Annotated in this window: 17 protein-coding genes; 7 read left to right on the forward strand and 10 right to left on the reverse strand. The window is 63.5% G+C overall.

The features are described from left to right. Positions 1-153: 153 nt before the first annotated feature. The 5 genes from NKI88_RS27040 to NKI88_RS27060 are packed head-to-tail and all read right to left on the reverse strand — an operon-like array spanning position 154 to position 4957. Positions 154-915, reverse strand: a complete 762-nt coding sequence (locus NKI88_RS27040; protein WP_023752495.1) for an SDR family NAD(P)-dependent oxidoreductase — start codon at positions 913-915, stop codon at positions 154-156. Positions 916-943: 28 nt separating this feature from the next. Next, on the reverse strand, positions 944-1756 hold the full coding sequence (locus NKI88_RS27045) for an ABC transporter permease (RefSeq protein ID WP_023671267.1): 813 nt from the start codon (positions 1754-1756) through the stop codon (positions 944-946). Further along, positions 1756-2619, reverse strand: a complete 864-nt coding sequence (locus NKI88_RS27050) for an ABC transporter permease (RefSeq protein WP_023693099.1) — start codon at positions 2617-2619, stop codon at positions 1756-1758. Before NKI88_RS27050 ends, NKI88_RS27045 begins: the two co-directional genes overlap by 1 nt. A 57-nt stretch (positions 2620-2676) precedes the next feature. Beyond that, entirely contained in the window at positions 2677-3840 is a 1164-nt protein-coding gene (locus NKI88_RS27055; RefSeq protein ID WP_352658464.1) for an ABC transporter substrate-binding protein, read from the reverse strand. After that, positions 3821-4957 (reverse strand): ABC transporter ATP-binding protein, encoded by a 1137-nt coding sequence (locus NKI88_RS27060; RefSeq protein WP_023823950.1) that lies wholly within the window; start codon positions 4955-4957, stop codon positions 3821-3823. Before NKI88_RS27060 ends, NKI88_RS27055 begins: the two co-directional genes overlap by 20 nt. A gap of 113 nt (positions 4958-5070) precedes the next feature. Here NKI88_RS27060 and NKI88_RS27065 point away from each other — a divergent pair, with 113 nt between their 5' ends. The 7 genes from NKI88_RS27065 to NKI88_RS27095 all read left to right on the forward strand — a co-directional run bounded on the left by NKI88_RS27065 (position 5071) and on the right by NKI88_RS27095 (position 12351). Beyond that, positions 5071-5880, forward strand: coding sequence for a helix-turn-helix transcriptional regulator (locus NKI88_RS27065; protein WP_023693096.1), 810 nt, complete (start codon positions 5071-5073; stop codon positions 5878-5880). A 94-nt stretch (positions 5881-5974) separates the two neighbouring features. After that, complete coding sequence (locus NKI88_RS27070) at positions 5975-6892, forward strand: AraC family transcriptional regulator (protein ID WP_023671262.1); 918 nt, start codon at positions 5975-5977, stop codon at positions 6890-6892. Between the two features lie 229 nt (positions 6893-7121). Then, complete coding sequence (locus NKI88_RS27075) at positions 7122-8393, forward strand: ABC transporter substrate-binding protein (protein WP_352658467.1); 1272 nt, start codon at positions 7122-7124, stop codon at positions 8391-8393. Between the two features lie 96 nt (positions 8394-8489). Next, the gene (locus NKI88_RS27080; protein ID WP_352658469.1) at positions 8490-9356 is read left to right on the forward strand and encodes a carbohydrate ABC transporter permease; all 867 of its coding nucleotides are present in this window, start codon (positions 8490-8492) and stop codon (positions 9354-9356) included. 26 nt (positions 9357-9382) lie between these two features. Further along, complete coding sequence (locus tag NKI88_RS27085; protein WP_352658471.1) at positions 9383-10195, forward strand: carbohydrate ABC transporter permease; 813 nt, start codon at positions 9383-9385, stop codon at positions 10193-10195. 15 nt (positions 10196-10210) lie between these two features. After that, positions 10211-11257, forward strand: a complete 1047-nt coding sequence (locus NKI88_RS27090; RefSeq protein ID WP_023671258.1) for an NAD(P)-dependent alcohol dehydrogenase — start codon at positions 10211-10213, stop codon at positions 11255-11257. 2 nt (positions 11258-11259) lie between these two features. Continuing rightward, a complete protein-coding gene (locus NKI88_RS27095; protein ID WP_352658473.1) occupies positions 11260-12351 on the forward strand; it encodes an ABC transporter ATP-binding protein in 1092 nt (363 codons plus the stop codon). A 53-nt stretch (positions 12352-12404) separates the two neighbouring features. Here the strand turns inward: NKI88_RS27095 and NKI88_RS27100 are convergent, their stop codons facing one another. The 5 genes from NKI88_RS27100 to NKI88_RS27120 all read right to left on the reverse strand — a co-directional run bounded on the left by NKI88_RS27100 (position 12405) and on the right by NKI88_RS27120 (position 18093). After that, positions 12405-13991, reverse strand: coding sequence for an FGGY-family carbohydrate kinase (locus NKI88_RS27100; RefSeq protein WP_352658475.1), 1587 nt, complete (start codon positions 13989-13991; stop codon positions 12405-12407). Positions 13992-14125: 134 nt separating this feature from the next. Then, a complete protein-coding gene (locus tag NKI88_RS27105; RefSeq protein ID WP_352658477.1) occupies positions 14126-14785 on the reverse strand; it encodes an HAD family hydrolase in 660 nt (219 codons plus the stop codon). Between the two features lie 11 nt (positions 14786-14796). Then, positions 14797-16275 (reverse strand): mannitol dehydrogenase family protein, encoded by a 1479-nt coding sequence (locus NKI88_RS27110; protein ID WP_352658479.1) that lies wholly within the window; start codon positions 16273-16275, stop codon positions 14797-14799. A 46-nt stretch (positions 16276-16321) separates the two neighbouring features. Then, positions 16322-17092: an L-iditol 2-dehydrogenase gene (locus NKI88_RS27115; RefSeq protein WP_023700459.1), complete on the reverse strand. Its 771-nt coding sequence runs from the start codon at positions 17090-17092 to the stop codon at positions 16322-16324. Next, on the reverse strand, positions 17089-18093 hold the full coding sequence (locus tag NKI88_RS27120) for an ABC transporter ATP-binding protein (RefSeq protein ID WP_023700460.1): 1005 nt from the start codon (positions 18091-18093) through the stop codon (positions 17089-17091). The genes NKI88_RS27115 and NKI88_RS27120 overlap by 4 nt, the downstream gene beginning before the upstream one ends. Between the last annotated feature and the right edge of the window lie 50 nt (positions 18094-18143).

Here is an 18143-nt window from a genome sequence, read left to right on the forward strand (position 1 = left end):
CGAGGCCGGAAGCCGCACTTCCAAACGGCAAAACCTTCGGTTTCGCGGCGTTTGTGTCGTTCTATTGGACGAAATGCGAGATGAAGGCAAGGGAGGACGGGCAGCCGGCGATTGAGCCAGAGGCGGGAACCCTCCTATCCGGCCGCCCTTGGATCAGCCGATGCTTTCGCCGCCGTCGATCACCAGCGCCTGGCCGGTCATGAAGGATGAGCGGTCGGAAACGAGGAACAGGATCGCTTCGGCGATCTCCTCGGCGCTCGCCCAGCGCCCCATCGGGATCTTGGTGCGGACATAGGTCTCGATCGCCTCGCGTCCGCCCATCTGGGCGATGAACGGCTCGTTGAAGGGCGTGTCGACCCAGCCCGGGCAGAGCGCGTTGACGCGCACATTGTGGCGGGCATAGTCGAGCGACATCTGCCTGGTCATCGCCACCACGGCATGTTTGGACGTGGCATAGGCGATCATCTCGCGGTCGTAGAACACGCCGGAGTTCGAGGCCGTGTTGAGGATGACGCCGCCGCCTTGCGCGACCATTGCCGGCATGACCAGCCGCGCGGCCAGAAACTGCGCCCGTACATTGATGCGCCATGACGCATCCATACCATCGACCTCGACCTCGGTCAGCGTGCCGCCGACCTGGATGCCGGCGTGATTGTGCAGAATGTCGATGCGGCCATACTTGCCGAGAGTGCCTGTGATGAGCTTCTCGACCGCGGCGTCGTCAGAGACGTCGGTGACAACGGCCTCGGCCTGCCCGCCCACTGCCCGGATGTCCGCCGCCGTGGTCTCGCCGCTGGCCAGATCCCGGTCGGCGATGACCACCAGCGCGCCTTCCCTGGCCATGATCATGGCGCCGGCGCGGCCGATGCCGGAACCGGCGCCCGTCACCACGGCGATGCGGTCTTTGAGGAGCATGAATTTGTCTTTCAGCTGGATGGCTTGTTCAGTTTGACGGCTGGCGCTGGCGCAGCTGCCATTGGGCAAGCACCACCAGCAGGACCGAGGCGACGAGCACGATGGTGGCGATGGCGTTGATTTCCGGCGTCACGCCGCGCCGGATCGAGGCGAAGACATAGATCGGCAGCGTCGTCTGCGCGCCGGCGACGAAGAAGGCGACGATGAAATCGTCGAAGGAGAAGGTGAAGGCGAGCAGGAAGCCGGCGATCACCGCCGGCATGATCTGCGGCAGCACGATCGAGCGAAACGTCGTCAGCGGCGTGGCGTAGAGATCGCTCGAGGCCTCGACCAGGTTGCGGTCGAGGCTGGCGAGACGCGTGCCGACGATCATCGTCACCAACGCCATCGAAAACAGGCCGTGGGCGGCGATGATCGATCCATAGCCGAGCGACAGGCGCGGCGGCTGGTCGTTTGGCCAGATCGAGGCGAGGAACGGGTTGAGCACGCCAAACAACTGGACCAGCGCGACGAGCGTCGAGATGCCGATGACGACGCCGGGAACGACGATCGCGGCACCCATCAGCGCGTCGAAGACGGCGCGAGTCCTAAGCCCGACCCGCGCCAGGCCGAGCGCGGCCGCCGTGCCGCACACCGCCGCCAGAAGCGCGCTGGTGGTGGCGATGAACAGGCTGTTCTTCAGCGCCTCGACCAGGAACGGGTTCGACAGCGCGGTGCCGTACCATTGCACCGAAAAGCCGGTGAACTCGCTGGCATGGCGGCCGGCGTTGAAGGAGAACAGCACGACCAGCGCGATCGGCAGGTAGAGGAAGGCGAAGACGGCTGTGACGAAGGCGCGCATCAGATCAGATCCACCCTGCGGGCGCCCGACACCCGCGTCGAGATGCGGTTGGCGGCAATCAGCACCACCACCGAAACCGCCACCAAGGTGATGGCGATGGCCGATCCGAACGGCCAGTTGCGCGACTGCAGGAACAGGTCGACCAGCGCGTTGCCGATGAAGAACACCTTGCCGCCGCCAAGCAGGGTCGGGATCAGGTATTCGCCAAGCAACAGGATCATGACCAGCGAGAAGCCGGTCATCACGCCCGGCAGCGACAGCTTCAGCGTCACCCCCAGAAAGGTTGAGAGCGGGGTCGCGCCGAGATCGGCGGAGGCTTCCAGCAGCCTTCGGTCGAGCCGCTCGAGACTGACATAGATCGGCAGGATCATCAGGGGCAAATAGCCATAGACGATGCCGAGCAGCACGGCGCCCGGCGTGTTGATCAGCCTGACATCCTCGATGCCGACAAAGGCCAGCAGTGCGGGAATGCCGCGTCCGCCCAGAATGTACATCCAGGCATAGGTGCGCATCAAAAGGCTGGTCCAAAAGGGAATGACGACGAGCGCAAGCAGGATCAGTCGCCAGCGTTGCGGCGCCTTCAGGGCGAGGTAGTAGGCAACCGGGTAGGCGACGAGCAGGCAGGCAAGCGCGCCCACCGGCGCCAGCATCATCGTGTTCCAGAAAGCAGTCGCCCGCGCCGGAAGATTGGCATACTGCGCCAGCGTGAAGGCGGCCTGGTAGCCGCCCTCCGGCGCCCGCTCGCCGACGCTGAACACGGCAATGGCGACGAACGGCAACACCAGAAACACCACCAGCCACGCTGTAGCCGGAGCGAGCAGCAGCGCTGTCAGGATGTTATACCGAAATCTGTTGCCGTGCATGGAACCCGCCCCGATGCCGGCGGAGGCCCGCCGGTTTCCGTTTGCGTCAGGCCAGCCTCAAGCCGACTTGAAGCGCGCCATCAGCTCGGCGCGACCCGGATCGGTCAGTGTTGCCGCCGCGCCGAACTCAAGCGGTGTCAACAGGTCGGCCGCCGGGTAAAGGATCGGATTGTCGAGCACTTCCTTGGGCAGCAGCTTGTTGACGCGTGCGTCGGTCGAGGGCGCGCCGTTGGCGAGATGCTCCTTCACAGCAACCTCCGGGGTCATCAGATAATTGAGCAAGGCATAGCCGGCCGGCTTGTTCGGCGCGTCCTTCGGGATGGCGTAGAAGTCGGTCCAGATCTCGCCCCCCTCCTTACCCAGCACATAGGCGATCTCCGGGATATCGCGATGCAGCTGTGCGCCATCATTCGTCCAGCACATGGTCATCCAGGCGTCGCCCGCCCGCATGCCCGGCTGGTAGTCCGAAGAGACCGCGAACAGATGCGGCTTGACCTTGAGCAGCAGTTCCTCGGCCTTGGCGAGTTCGTCCTGCTTCAGCGAGTTGAAGGAATAGCCGTAATATTTCAGCGCGTTGCCGATGGTGGTCAGCTGGTAGTCATGCACCATGGTGCGGCCATCACCCTCAGCCATGGCGACGTCCCAGAATTCCTTCCAGCTCGTCATCGGCTTGGCCAGCTTCTTGGTGTTGACGGCAAAGCCCGTGGTGCCCCAGTTCTTCGGCACCGCGTAGGTCGTGCCGTCGATCGTGCCTTCCGAGGTGAAGCGCGGGTCCTCCTGGGAGCTGTCGAAATTCGGCAGCTTGGCCATGTCGAGCGGATCGATGATGCCGAGTTTCTTGTAGGTCGAGATCGTGTAGTTGGTCGGCACGAACAGGCTCCAGCCCGAGGCGCCGGCCTGCAGCTTGGCCAGCATCTCCTCATTGGAGCCGAACACGTTGACCTCGACGGCGACGCCGGTGTCCTTCTTGAAATTCTCGAAGGTCTGCGGGTCGTGATAGTTCGGCCAGGTGGCGATCGACATGCGGTCGCCGAGGTTTTCGGCGGCGAAGGCCGGCGTCGGCATGATGCCGAGCTCGCGCGCCATCACCGCGGTTGCGATGCCAAGGCCGGTGAGGCGGAGGAAGTCGCGGCGGCCGATCGAGCCGCGCTTCAGGCGCATCAGCTGGTCGACGAAGTTCTCAGGGCTAATCGGCAGTCCGTCACGATATGATTTCGACATTTTTTGCTACCCTCTGGTTGGTCCCGTTGTTCTTGGTCTCCGGAAACGCCAGCGGCGTCCCGGAGGCAAAGCCGATGGCGACGGGTTCACCCGGCTTGAAGAGGTTGCCATGGCCGATCACATGGTCGGCCTTGGCCAGCAGCGTTCCGATGCCCTGCACCTCGATGGCGTATTCCGCCGTCGAGCCCAAGAAGATCCGGTTGCGCACGATGCCCTTGAAAGGGCTGCCTTTGGTGGCGCCGAGGCTTAGCGATTCAGGACGCAGGCTGACAGAAACGGTCTCGCCCTGCTGCAAGGCGGTTCGTTTGCGCGCGGCAATGACGGTTCCGTCCGCCAGCGCCACATTGACAAGATCGCCTGTATGCCCGGCAACCTTGCCGCTCAACAGATTGGTCTTGCCGACGAAGTCGGCGACGAACAGGTCGGCCGGCTCGTCATAGATCTCGCTCGGCTGGCCGAGCTGTACGATGCGGCCGCCATTCATGACGCAGACGAAGTCGCTCATCGACAGCGCTTCCTCCTGGTCGTGGGTGACCAGCACGAAGGTGATGCCGATCTCGCGCTGCAGGTTCTGCAACTCGATCTGCATATCGGTGCGCAGTTTCTTGTCGAGCGCCGCCAGCGGCTCGTCGAGCAACAGCACGGCCGGCTTGTTGACCAGTGCGCGCGCCAGCGCGACGCGCTGCTGCTGGCCGCCGGACAGTTCGTGGATCTTGCGGCCGCCATAGCCGGCGAGCCGCACCATTTCGAGCGCCTCGCCGGCGCGACGGCCGATTTCCTGCGACGACAGGCGTGGCCGTGCCTGGCGCAGCCCGTAGGATACATTGGCTTCGACATCGAGGTGCGGAAACAGCGCATATTGCTGGAACACCATGTTGACCGGGCGGCGATAGGGCGGTGTGCCGGCCATGTCTTGGCCGCGGATGAACACCTGGCCTTCGCTCGGCTGCTCGAAGCCGCCGATCATGCGCAGGCATGTGGTCTTGCCGCAGCCGGACGGTCCGAGAAGGGCGACAAAGGCGGAGGGCGGCACAGCCAGATCGATGCCGCTGACAGCGGTCACGGCGCCATAGCGCTTGGTGACGCCGCGAAACTCGATGTCGGGCACTGCGGTCAAAGTGCTGGCTCCAGCAACAGGGCTATTCCAGGACGCTACCAGAGCCAATGGCGTCTAGTATATACCTCGCTGGTGGTATATCTGATCTATTTTCTCGTTTGAGGGGGTATAGATTGAGTGCGTCCCGCAGCGACGAATACAGCCGGCTCGCAGCCCTTGTCGCGGCGACACGGGAGACGAGCGGCGACCTATTCGGCAAGGCAATGGTCGGCTGGTTGAGCCAGCATGTCGGCTTCGACCACTGCGTGATCTTCGGTTACCGCGGCGCCTCGCGACCGCCGCTGCTGTTCGAAACCTTCTCGCCGGCCGAGAGCCATGTCTTCGTCACGCTCTATCAGGAAGGACCTTATCTGCTCGACCCATTTCATCACGCGGCGGTGGAGCGCAAGGAGGGGTTCTGGCGCATGCGCGAACTGGCGCCCGACCGCTTCTATGCCAGCGAGTATTTTCGCACCTACTATAGCCAGACAAGGCTGGCCGAGGAGGTCGGCTTCTTCGTGCCGCTGCCCGGCAAGGATGCCCTGGTGCTGTCGCTGATGCGATTGCACGCCTCGGGTCCCTTCGGCACCGCCGATGCCAGGCTGCTGCGCGACATGGCGCCGGCGGTCATCAACTTCGCCCGGTTGCGCTGGCCCGCACTTGCGGCCGAGGAGCAGGACGAAGCGGAGCAGGGCGAGACGATCGCCGCCGTCAACGAGTTCGACCGCGCCCACATTTGGGAAAGCCTGTCGCTGACCCCGCGCGAAAAGCATGTCGTCGATCTGGTGCTGCAGGGGCATTCCACCGAGTCGATCGCGAGAGCCATGCGCATCGTGCCGGGAACGGTGAAGGTTCATCGCCGCAACATCCATCGCAAACTCGGCATCAAATCCCAGGCCGGGCTGTTCGCCCGCTTCATCGAGATCATCGAGAGCCGGCGTTGAAATCGCTGAGGCAGACATCGTTCACTTGCGGGCGACAGACTGCTACGGATTACCCGAAACCAGTCGCTTCCTCATACGCCCCGGAGAGCAGACGATGGCATTCAGGCGCAGAAAGAACACGGCCGCGATCCCTCGCACGGTGCCGGCTTTCGAGCACATCGTCACCGAGGCGAGCGACAGTTTCCTGTGGCGGCTCGACGACTATCCCTGGGAGCGCAATGTCTGGAATTTTCATCCGGAATACGAGATCCATCTCCTGAGGAAGTCTTCCGGGGTCGCGCTGGTCGGCGATCACATCGGCGAATTCGGGCCGGGCTACCTGAGCATCGTCGGCGGCGGGCTGCCGCATGACTGGGTGACATCGGTGCAACCCGGCGAGCTGATCGAAGGACGCGACATCGTGCTGCAATTCGATCCGCAGCGGCTGCGCGGCTCGGCGGGACTGCTGCCGGAGCTGCGCGAACTGGAACCGTTCCTGGAGCGATCGCTGCGCGGCATCGTCTTCCATGGCCGCGCCGCGCTCGACGGCGCTGCGCTGATGGAAAGGATGGGCACCGTGCACGGGCTCGCCCGGTTTTGCCTCTTCCTCGAACTGGTCGATCTGCTGGCCAGGACAGACGAATACGAGCTTTTGTCCTCGCCGGATTTCTCACCCGCGCTCGACGCAACCTCGCTGGACATCATCCAGCGCACGCTGACCTATCTCTTCCAGCACTTCGCCGAGGACCTGAAGCTGCCGGAGGCGGCGGAGCTGGCGGGGATGAGCGAAAGCACGTTTTCGCGCTTCTTCCAGAAAAACACCGGCAACAGTTTCAGCGACCACATCGCCAAGCTCCGGCTCTGGCAAGCCTGCAAGCTGCTGGCGGACACCGATATTCCGATCACCGACATCTGCTTCCAGGTCGGCTACATGAACATCTCCAACTTCAACCGCGCCTTCCTGCGCAAGCACCGGATGACGCCGTCATCCTACCGCAAGCTGTCGAAGCAGCGGATGACGATGCGCGCCTGAAAACCGGCCTTCCTCACTCCATCGGTACTCATGTGACAGAGGCCGTGCAGGCGAGCCGGATTTTGCAGCGCACAATGCATAAAAGTACAGGTCTGCTGCAACGGGGCTTCTAGCGCGGCCTTTAGCAACTCCTCATTTTGGCGATGGGTGGCTTGTCGCTCGGGCGATGGCGAGGATCGCGCAACCGAAGACTTCCGCTTCCTGCGACTGTTCCTGGAGGAGAAAATCAATGAAACCAATTCGGCTCGCTGCGAGCATAAGCGCAGCTTTCATGCTTACCACGACCCTCTCGACCATGGCGCTGGCGGCGCCGGTCTGCTCGGCGCCGGTCAAGGTGCTGGCGCAACCGCGTGACGGGCTGACGCTGCTGGAGGCGTCCAAGGACGAGTTCCAGAAACTGGCCGGCGCCAGCTTCCAGATCGACTATCTCAACGAGAACGACCGCCGGGCAAAGTCGCGCGCCGATGCGTCCACGGTCGGCAACTACAACGTCTACTATGTCGACGAAGCCAATGTCGCGCTGTTCGCCTCGTCGAAATGGATCGTGCCGCTCACCGACTATTACCCGGCTGACTACGACTACGCCGATTTCGATCCGGGCCGGCAGAAGGTCGCCACCTATGACGGCAAGGTGTGGTTCGCGCCGCTGACCGGCGGCGGCGACCTGATGGTCTACCGCAAGGACATTCTGGAAGCCGCCGGCATCCAGCCGCCGAAGACGCTGGACGAGTTGATCGCCGACGTGCCGAAGCTGACCGATCCCGACAAGGGCATGTACGGCATCGCGCTGCGCGGCGCGCGCGGCTCGGGCGCCAATGTCTGGCGCTGGATGCCGTTCTTCAAGGCCTATGGCGGAAAATGGTTCGACGGTGACAAGCCGGCTTTCAACTCCGAGGCCGCGGTCAAAGCGACCGAGACCTATCTTAAACTGTTCAAGGATTCAGCGCCCGGCACGCAGACCGGCAGCTGGGATGAATCGACCGGCGCCTTCCTGTCGGGCCAGGTTGCCATCTTGGTCGAATCGACGCCGCTGTCGGGCATGGCGGTCGACCCGAAGACCTCGCAAGTGGTCGGCAAGATCGGCTTCCTGCCGCCGCCCTCGCCACTGACCGGCGGCGGCTACGGCCACGGCCTCGCCATCGCCGCCAAGGCCAATGCCGATGACGCCGCGAAGCAATGCGCCGGCCTGTTCATCGCCTGGGCGACGTCGAAGGGGAACGAGAAGCGCCGGCTCGACGCGCACCAATTCGGCGAGCTCAACCGGACCAGCGTGCTGTCCAGCAAGGAGTTCGCCGACATTTACGGCGCCGATCTCGGCCAGGCGCTTGCCGATACCGGCAAGGTGACGGCGGTGAACTTCTGGCAGGATCCGCGCTGGCCGGATCTCGGCGACCGCTGGGGCATCATCCTGGAAGAGCTGGTCACCGGCACGCGCACCGACGTCAAGGGCGGCCTCGACGAACTCGAGGCCTACGCCAACGAGCTGGTGAAGAAGAAGTAATCCTCCCGCCCGCGGCGCGCGGTCCACGGCATTCGACTGGATGCCGGGACTGTGCGCCGCGGGTCTCTCCAAAAAGGCACAGCCCGAGGATAGGCCATGCGCCGACGCTCTTCCCTGCCCGTGACGTTTCTGGTTCCGACGCTCGCCATTCTTCTGGTGCTGTCGATGGTGCCGACGCTCTACGCCGTCGTCATTGCGCTGCAGAACCGCGAGCTGAGCTCCTCGGACTATTCCTGGGTCTGGCTGTCGAACTTCATCGACCTGTTCGCCGACCGGCGTTTCCTCAACGCGGTCTGGGTTTCGGTGAAGTGGGAAATCGTCACCGTGGTGGCGACGATGATGGTGGCGATCGGGCTCGGCGTGCTGATGTTCGAAGTAGCGTCGCCGCGGCTGCGCAACATCTACTGCCTGCTGTTCATCATCCCGGTGCTGTTGCCGCGCGTGTCGGCGGCTTTCGTGTGGAAGTTCGCCTATCATCCGCTCTACGGCATCGCCACCTACCCCTACCGGCTGATCACCGGCGGGCTGATCTTCGACCCGCTGTCGAAGCCGGCGACGGCCCTGTTTGCCGTCGCCTCGGTCGATGTGTGGCAGTGGGGACTGTTCTTTGCCGTCATCGTGCTGAAGCTGCTGGAAACGCTGCCGCCGCAGCCGATCGAGGCAGCGCGGCTCGACCATGCCAAGCGCTGGCAGATCCACGCCTATGTGACCTTGCCGATGCTGAAGGCGCCGCTGATCAGCCTGATGTTCGTCAAGATGATCGAATCGCTGCGCTCCTTCGACCTGATCTATGTGATGACGCGCGGCGGGCCGGGCGTGGCGACCGAGACACTCGACATGTACGCCTTCTCGCAAGGCTTCATCGAGTCCGGCAAGGTGTCCTACGCCTCGGCCATGGCGGTGCTGATGATGATGGCCACCGTCATCACGTTCACCATGCTGTGGAAGCGGGTGCAGGCATGAAGTCGAATCGCATGAGACCGTATCGCATGAGACCGGGCCGCCTCATCGGCAAGATCATCCTGGCCCTCGCCGGCTTCATGGCGGTGTTTCCGCTCGCCTGGACGGCGGTCAATTCGCTGAAGAACAATGTCGACATCATCACCCGCGTGCCGCGCCTGGTGTTTACGCCGACCTTCGAAAATATCAGCTACATCATTGGCCGCGACAGCGTCATGACCGGGCTCTACAATTCGGTCATCGCCTGCGGCTGCGCCGTGCTGATCGGCGTCGTGCTCGGCCTGCCGGCGGCCTATGCCGTGGCGCGCTATCCCAACCGCTTCGCCGCCGACATCCAGTTCTTCGTGCTGTCGCTGCGCTTCCTGCCGCCGGTGGCAGTCGCCATTCCGCTGATGGTGATCTGGCTGCAGATCGGCCTCTACGACACGCTGCCGGCGCTGATCGTCACCTATTCGCTGCTCACCATCTCGGTGATCATGTGGCTCGCCATTCCCGCCTTCCAGGCCGTGCCGAAGGAAATCGAGGAAGCCGCCTTCGTCGATGGCTACGGCGCTTACTCGGTGTTCTGGCGGATTGCGCTGCCGGTAGCGGCGCGCTCGCTGATCGGCGCCGTCGCCTTCAGCTTCGTGCTGGTGTGGAACGAATTCCTGATGGCGCTGATGCTGTCCAGTTCCAACGCCAAGACATTGCCGATCGTCGCTTCCGAACTTTCACAGCAAGGCATGAACGTGCCGTGGGGAATCCTCAACGCCTCGGTCGTGCTGTTGTCGCTACCGCCGCTGCTGTTCCTCGGCGTGCTCAGCGGCTTCCTGAATTCCGTTTTCCGGCAAAAAAAGACTTGATGCGAGGACTTACCGATGCGGGCACTGGTGCTTGAGAAAAAAGGCGAACTGTCGTTGCGCGAGATCGCGCTGCCGCTCGAGGTCGGACCGGGCGATGTCAAGATAGCCATCCACACGGTCGGCGTCTGCGGCAGCGACGTGCACTATTACACCCATGGCGCCATCGGCAGCTATGTCGTGCGGGCCCCGATGGTGCTCGGCCACGAAGCCGCGGGAACGATCGTCGAGATCGGCGCCAATGTCGGCACGCTGAAGGTCGGCGACCGCGTCTGCATGGAGCCGGGCGTGCCGAACCTGTCGTCGCGCGCGACGAGGCTCGGCATCTACAATGTCGACCCTGACGTCTCCTTCTGGGCGACGCCGCCTGTGCATGGCGTGCTGGCGCCCTATGCCGTGCACCCGGCCGCCTTCACCTACAGACTGCCGGACAATGTCACCTTCGCCGAAGGCGCGATGGTCGAACCCTTTGCCATCGGCATGCAGGCGGCGAGCCGCGCCCGCATCGTGCCGGGCGACGTCGCCGTCGTCGTCGGCTGCGGCCCGATCGGCATCATGATCGCGCTGGCGGCGCTGGCCGGCGGCTGCTCGAAGGTGCTGATCTCCGATTTTTCCGCACCCAAGCTCAAGATTGCCGCGCAATATCCCGGCATCGTGCCGGTCAATATCGGCGAGCAATCGCTGGTCGACGCAGTCTCCGCCGCGACCGACAATTGGGGCGCGGATATCGTGTTCGAGGCGAGCGGCAGCCCGAAGGCATTCGCCGACCTGTTCGATGTCGTGCGGCCGGGCGGCGCGGTGGTGCTGGTCGGACTGCCGGTCGAACCGGTCAGCCTCAACGTTCCGGCGGCGATCTCCAAGGAAGTGCGCATCGAGACGGTGTTCCGTTACGCCAACATCTTCGACCGCGCGCTGCAGCTGATCGCCTCGGGGAAGGTCGACCTCAAGCCGCTGATCACCGGCACTTATGATTTCTCGGACAGCATCGAGGCCTTCGAGCGGGCGGCCCAAGGCAAGCCGCAAGACGTCAAGCTGCAAATCCTTCTTACCGGCGAGAAGGGCTGACCATGTCCGCGATCGTTTGCTCCCATGTCGACAAGGCTTACGGCGCCACCACCGTCATTCGCGACCTCAATCTCTCGATCGAGGAGCACGAATTCGTCGTATTCCTCGGCCCGTCCGGCTGCGGCAAGTCGACATTGCTCAGGATGCTGGCCGGACTGGAGGATATCAGCGGCGGGGAAGTGTCGATCGGCGGCAAAGTGGTCAACGATCTCGAGCCCGGCGAGCGCGGCATTGCCATGGTTTTCCAGAACTATGCGCTCTACCCGCATATGACGATCTTCGACAACATCGCCTTTGGGCTCAAGCGACAGAAAGTAGCCCCGGCCGAGATCCGGAAGCGGGTCGAGGCGGTGGCAAAGACGCTCGGCCTCGAACCTTACCTCGCCCGCAAACCAACCGAGCTTTCCGGCGGGCAGCAGCAGCGCGTGGCGATTGCGCGCGCCATGATCAAGACGCCGAAAGTGTTCCTGTTCGACGAGCCGCTGTCGAATCTCGACGCCAAACTTCGCAACCATATGCGGGTCGAAATCGCCCGCCTGCACCAGTCGCTGAAGACCACTACCGTCTATGTCACCCACGACCAGCTCGAAGCGATGACGCTGGCCGACCGGATAGTGCTGCTCAGGGATGGCGTCATCGAACAGATCGGCTCGCCGGCCGAGATCTATCGCCAGCCGGGCAATCTGTTCGTCGCCGGCTTCATCGGTACGCCGAACATGAATTTCATCGACGTGGCCGTCGGGCGGAAGGACGAACGCTGGACGCTGACAGGCGGCGGCTCGACCTTCTTCATAGAAGGCTCGGGCTTCGATCTGCGCGGCGTCCAGCGCGCCGTGCTTGGAATCCGACCGCCGGACCTGAAGACCGCCGGCGCTCAGAGCGTCAATCTTCTGCAAGGCACCGCCGACCTTATCGAGTTCCATGGCAATGACGCGCTGGTAACGTTCGCCTGCGGCGGCAAGGAGGTCGGCGCGTTGGTATCGGCCCGCGAATGCCCGGCGTTGCGCGCGCCTGTGCGCTATACGTTCGAGGAGGAGAGCGTGCATCTGTTCGACGCGGCGACCGGCGCATCCTTGCGCCGGCGAGAAGCCTAAATCTGTACGCAATTCCGGACGGAAAACCGTTTCACACTTTTCCTGGAATTGCTCTAGCCGATCGCGTCGAGCGCCTGCCGCTGGCGGTGCATTTCGAGGAAGATCCTGTAGTCGCGGTCGAAGCGGCCTGACGCGGCCGGGTTCGAGGTGCGCGCCCTGCCGCCTTGCTGCATGGCGACGCAAGCGGCATTCAGGTCCGGGAACAGACCGGCCGCGGTGGCGGCGACCATGCCGGTGCCGAGCAGAACGGCTTCGTCGGCCAGCGGCTCGATCACCGCGCAGCCGGTGGCGTCGGCATAAAGCTCCATCAGCAACGGGTTCTTGGTGTGGCCGCCGGTGACATGCAGCGTGTCGATGAGATAGCCGTTCTCGTTCAGCGCCTCCAGCACATGGCGCACGCCGAGTGCGATGCCGACGGCGGTGCGCCAATACAGCTTGCACAGACTGTCGAAAGAGGAATCCAGCGTCAGCCCGCTGACCACGCCGACGGCATGCGGGTCAGCAAGCGGCGAGCGGTTACCGTGGAAATCCGGCAGCACATGCAACCTCGCCGCCAGCTTGTCACCCTCAAGGTTGCGCAGTTCAGCGACGCGCCTGGCGATCTTGGCATGCATGGCCGCATCCGGCTCGCCGCCGGCGCCGTGCCAGCGGATGATGTGGTCGAGCAAAGCCCCGGTAGCCGACTGGCCGCCTTCCGACAGCCAGAGCTTTGGCAGTGCGGCGCCATAGTATGGACCCCAGACGCCGGCGAAAGGCTGCGGATCGGGCGACATGGCCATGACGCAGGACGAGGTGCCGGCGATCAATGCCAGATGGCGGCCGATATTCTGTTCGTCGCCGGCAAAGCCGCCGAGCACGCCAAGCGCGCCGGCATAAGCATCGATGACGCCGGCGCCGACCCGACAGTTTTCGCTCAAGCCCAACTCCGCCGCCGCTTCAGGCGTGAGCGTGCCGATGTCTGCGCCGACAGCACTTGCCTTCTCCGGCAGGCTGCCGTGTTCGAACAGATCGCCAAGCCCGACCCTGTCGAAGAAGTCACGGCGCCAGCCGGTTTCCTCATGCGCCAGATAGGTCCATTTGGCGGTCAGCGTGCATTGCGAGCGCGCCAGCGAACCGGTCGCCTTCCAGGTAAGGAAATCCGTAAGGTCGAATAGGTAGCCGGCCTCATGCCATGTTCCCGGCAGATTGCGCTTCAGCCACATCAGCTTCGGCGTCGCCATTTCCGGCGACATGACGCCGCCGATATAGTCAAGTACGGCGTGGCCGCTATCGGTGCATTCATCTGCCTCGGCGATCGCGCGATGGTCGAGCCAGACGATGGTGTCCCAGCGCCGTTCGCCCGTCACCGAGACGCTGAGCTGGCCGGCATTCCTGTCCAGCACCACCAGCGAGCAGGTGGCGTCGAACGACATGCCGACAATATCGTTGGCTGACACACCGGCCTTTTCGCGCGCGGCACGCACCGCGATGCAGACCGCCGACCAGATATCCTGCGAATTGTGCTCGGCGTGATCGGCCTTCGGCTGGTTCATGACGATCGGATGCTCGGCGCGGCCGAGCAAGGTGCCTGACGTATCGAGAATGCCCGCGCGGGCGCTCCCGGTGCCGACATCGACCGCGCAAACGAAGCTTTTCGTCAAGATGCCTTTACTCTCGCTCCCTAGAGCCGGATGATTTCAGGTCTGTTCGATCCGAAATCTGAATCCGTCTCTAAATCAAAGAAGTAGAGCATGATGTCGTCCGAAAACCGCTTCACACTTTTCGGCATCATGCTCTAGCCTGCAATCAGATCGGGCAATTGCAGCATGTCCGCGAATATAAAGTCCGGTTCACTCGACGCAAGCCGCGCTTTCAAGGCCGGGTTGCCGGCGTGGGAACCGCCGGTGAAAGCAAAGACGCGCATGCCGGCGGCACGCGCCGCGGCGATGCCGGCCGGGCTGTCCTCGACGACGATGCAATTACCGGGATGCGCGCCCATGGCGGCGGCGGCATGGAGAAAAAGATCCGGCGCCGGCTTGCCGCGCGCGACCATGGTGGCGCTGAACAGATGCGGCTCGAGCAGGCCGAGCAGACCGGTGACGTGGAGCGCGTAGCGTATCCGGTCGAGCGTGCCGGAGGACGCGACGCAGCAGGGCACGCCCAGCCTCGGCAGGATGTCGCTGATGCCGGGAATCGGCTTCAGCTCCTCGCGGAATTTGCGCATCAGTTCGACGCGCATGTCGGTAAGATGCAAGTCGGTGATGTCGATGGTGAAATCGCGAAGAAGTATCTCGCGCACGCTCTTCATGCTCTTGCCTAGGAAATGCTCGTAGGCGGTATCTTCGCTGACCGAGCCCCCGGCGGCAGAGATCATTCCGAGCAGAGCCGAAACCGACAGCGCCTCGCTGTCGACCAGCACGCCGTCACAGTCGAAGATGACCAGTTCGGGCGTCATTGCGGCTGGCGTCAGAGCTTGCCGGAGATGTAGCGCGTCAGCGTCGCGCGCGTGCCATTCGCCCACAAGACGTTGAGCGCATGGGCAAAGGCCTCGGCGAACGGCGCCGAGCGGCCGACGTGGCCATATATATCTTCCATCGCAAGCCAGGCACCGGGCTTGTCCTTCGCCGCCTTCGCGCTTGCCTGCAGCCGGTCCCAGCTCGGGTCGTTGGCCTCGATGACCGCGCCGCTGTCTGTGGTGCCGAAACAATAGCGGCACCACAGCGCCGACTCGAGCGCCAGACCCGCGACTCCTTTGCCGGCCTTCAGCCGGTCGGCAATGGTCGGGATGATGAATTTCGGCTGCCGGTTGGAACCGTCGAGGCAAAGCCGACGGATGGTGTCGCCGATCTTGGGGTTGGAAAAGCGGTGCTCGATGAGCTGGTAATAATCCTCCAGCACGGTGTCCGGCACCGGCGGCACGGTCGGGATGATCTCGTCATGCTCGAGCTTGGCGAGGAAGCCGCGCACCAGCGGCTCCTGCATCGCCTCATGGACGAAATGGATGTCCATCAACCCTGCGGGATAAGCGATCGTGGCATGACCGCCATTGAGGATGCGGATCTTCATCAGCTCATAGGGCGCGACATCCCTCACGAATTGCACACCGACCTTTTCCAGCGGCGGGCGGCCGTCGGTGAAATGGTCCTCCAGCACCCATTGCTTGAACGGCTCGCAGAACACCGGCCAGTTGTCCTCGAGGCCGAACTCCGAGGCGAGAATACCGCGCTCGCGGTCGGAGGTGGCGGGGGTGATGCGGTCGACCATGCCGTTGGGAAAGGCGACATTGTCGCTGACCCAGTTCGCCAGATCCTCGTCGATCAGCCGGGCCAGCCCAATGACGCCATCCGAGGTGACATGGCCATTATGAGGGATGTTGTCGCAGGACATGACGGTGAACGGCACGATGCCGTCGGCCCGGCGGCGCATCAGGCCCGCAAGGATGAGGCCGAACACCGTCTTCGACGTCGTGCCTGCCTGTGCGTCGGCGACGATGTCGGGGTGGGTCGGGTTGAACTTGCCGGAGGCCGGATCGATGAAATAACCGCCTTCCGTGATGGTCAGCGAGACGATCTTGATCGCCGGATCGGCGAGCTGGTCGATGATGGCATCGGCATCGCCGGGCGTCAGGAAGTCGATCATGACGCCGGTGACGCGGGCGCTCATATGGTCGGAATCCTGCTCGACCACGGTGGTCAGCCAGTCCTGCTCCTGCAGCTTGGAACGGCCGATTTTTTCGCCCTCGAAGACCCCGGCGCCGACCAGCGCCCAGTCATGGCCGATGCCTGAATTGAAGAGATCGTCGAGGTAGACCGCCTGATGCGAGCGATGGAAATTGCCGACGCCGAAATGGACGATACCGGGTTTGAGCCTGGAGCGATCATATCTGGGACCGGCGACCTTGGCGGGGAGTTCCGAGAGGATCGAGGAGGAGAGTTTCACGGTCATTTTTCTACCCTTTTGGCCGGGCTGCGGCCTTCGTGATCCCGGCCCATCAACTCATCCATTGGCCGCCATCGACATTGTAGGTCTGGGCGACGATGTATTCGGCGTCGTCGCTGGCCAGGAAGACCGCCATGCCGGTCAGGTCCTCCGGCTTGCCCATCCGGCCATAGGGCACGCCCTCGCCGACCAGCCGCTTCTTCTCGCCCTTCGGCCGGTTCTCATATTTGGCAAACAGCGCATCGACCTCATCCCACATATCGCTGTCGACGACGCCGGGCGCGATGCCATTGACGTTGATGCGGTGCTTGATCAGATCGAGCCCGGCGGACTGGGTCAGCGAAATCACCGCGGCCTTGGTGGCGCAATAGACGGCGACCAGCGGCTCGCCGCGCCGTCCTGCCTGGCTGGCGATGTTGATGATCTTGCCGCCCTTGCCCCTTGCGATCATCGAACGCGCCGCTGCCTGCAGCATGAACAAGGTGCCGGCGACGTTGACGGAGAACAATTTGTCGTAGCTTGCTTTGGTGATCTCGACGATCGGCGCCAGGTCGAACAAGGCAGCGTTGTTGATCAGGATGTCGAGGCCGCCGGTCTTTGTTTCGACCGCATTGACCGCCGCATGGATCGAAGCAAGGTCGCTGACGTCGAGCCTGACCGGATAGGAGTTGGCGCCAATCTCGGCGGCCGTCTTTTCGGCAGCCGCCAGATTGATATCGGCAATGGCCACCGTGGCACCCTCGCGCGTATAGGCTTCGGCAAAAGCCCTGCCGATGCCGCGCGCGGATCCGGTGATCAGCGCCGATTTGCCTTTCAGTCTCACTGCGTCAGCGCCTTTCCGTCGGGGCCGAAGCGATGCATGCGGACCTTGTCGGGCGTCAAATAGATGGTGTCGCCGTGGCGTACTGCCAGTTCGCCATCGGCGCGTACCGTCAGCGGACCGACGCCGTCGGCCTGGACATGCAGGAAGGTGTCGGAGCCCAGATGCTCGGCGACGCCGACAAGGGCTTTCCAGTCACCCGCTGTGGTCGATATCCCCATATGCTCAGGACGAATGCCGATGGTCTTGGCGTTGTATTTGGCCGCCGGCGCACCTTCGATCAGGTTCATTTTCGGCGAACCGATGAAGCCCGCCACGAACAGGTTCTTCGGCGACTTGTAGAGTTCCATCGGCGAGCCGACCTGTTCGATGTTGCCGGCGTTGAGCACGACGATCTTGTCGGCCATGGTCATGGCTTCGATCTGGTCGTGGGTGACGTAGACCATCGTCGTCTTGAGCTGATGGTGCAGCTCGCTGATTTCGAGCCGCATGGTGCCGCGCAGTGCGGCATCGAGGTTGGACAGCGGCTCGTCGAACAGGAATGCCGAGGGCTGGCGCACGATGGCGCGGCCGATGGCGACGCGTTGCCGCTGGCCGCCGGAGAGCTGGCCGGGCCGGCGTTCGAGATAGTTGGTGAGGTTGAGGACCCGGGCTGCGTCCTTCACCTTCCTGTCGATCGTCGCCACATCCTCGCCCGCCATCTTCAGCGGGAAGCCGATGTTCTTGGCCACCGTCATATGCGGATAGAGCGCATAGGACTGGAATACCATGGCCAGCTTGCGCTTGGCCGGCGCCTCGCCGGTGACGTCACGGCCATCGATGTTGATGGTGCCCCCGCTGGTGTCCTCGAGCCCGGCGATGAGGCGCAGCAGCGTGGACTTGCCGCAACCCGACGGCCCGACGAAGACGACGAACTCGCCATTCTCGATGACCAGGTCGAGGCCTGGAATGATGACCGTCGATCCGAAATGCTTGGAGACGTTCTTGAGCGTGATGTTTCCCATGGTTTCCTCCCCGAGGGGTTATTTGGCCGGATTGCTTCAGGCAACGTCCG

The organism is Mesorhizobium sp. M0317, from assembly GCF_040321555.1.
Lineage (GTDB): Bacteria > Pseudomonadota > Alphaproteobacteria > Rhizobiales > Rhizobiaceae > Mesorhizobium.

Bases quoted from the DNA above. Each gene is read 5' to 3' on its own strand.
- NKI88_RS27040 (WP_023752495.1), bottom strand. From the start codon at position 915: ATGCTCCTCAAAGACCGCATCGCCGTGGTGACGGGCGCCGGTTCCGGC.
- NKI88_RS27045 (WP_023671267.1), bottom strand. From the start codon at position 1,756: ATGCGCGCCTTCGTCACAGCCGTCTTCGCCTTCCTCTACCTGCCGATC.
- NKI88_RS27050 (WP_023693099.1), bottom strand. From the start codon at position 2,619: ATGCACGGCAACAGATTTCGGTATAACATCCTGACAGCGCTGCTGCTC.
- NKI88_RS27055 (WP_352658464.1), bottom strand. From the start codon at position 3,840: ATGTCGAAATCATATCGTGACGGACTGCCGATTAGCCCTGAGAACTTC.
- NKI88_RS27070 (WP_023671262.1), top strand. From the start codon at position 5,975: ATGGCATTCAGGCGCAGAAAGAACACGGCCGCGATCCCTCGCACGGTG.
- NKI88_RS27075 (WP_352658467.1), top strand. From the start codon at position 7,122: ATGAAACCAATTCGGCTCGCTGCGAGCATAAGCGCAGCTTTCATGCTT.
- NKI88_RS27080 (WP_352658469.1), top strand. From the start codon at position 8,490: ATGCGCCGACGCTCTTCCCTGCCCGTGACGTTTCTGGTTCCGACGCTC.
- NKI88_RS27085 (WP_352658471.1), top strand. From the start codon at position 9,383: ATGAGACCGGGCCGCCTCATCGGCAAGATCATCCTGGCCCTCGCCGGC.
- NKI88_RS27090 (WP_023671258.1), top strand. From the start codon at position 10,211: ATGCGGGCACTGGTGCTTGAGAAAAAAGGCGAACTGTCGTTGCGCGAG.
- NKI88_RS27095 (WP_352658473.1), top strand. From the start codon at position 11,260: ATGTCCGCGATCGTTTGCTCCCATGTCGACAAGGCTTACGGCGCCACC.
- NKI88_RS27105 (WP_352658477.1), bottom strand. From the start codon at position 14,785: ATGACGCCCGAACTGGTCATCTTCGACTGTGACGGCGTGCTGGTCGAC.
- NKI88_RS27110 (WP_352658479.1), bottom strand. From the start codon at position 16,275: ATGACCGTGAAACTCTCCTCCTCGATCCTCTCGGAACTCCCCGCCAAG.
- NKI88_RS27120 (WP_023700460.1), bottom strand. From the start codon at position 18,093: ATGGGAAACATCACGCTCAAGAACGTCTCCAAGCATTTCGGATCGACG.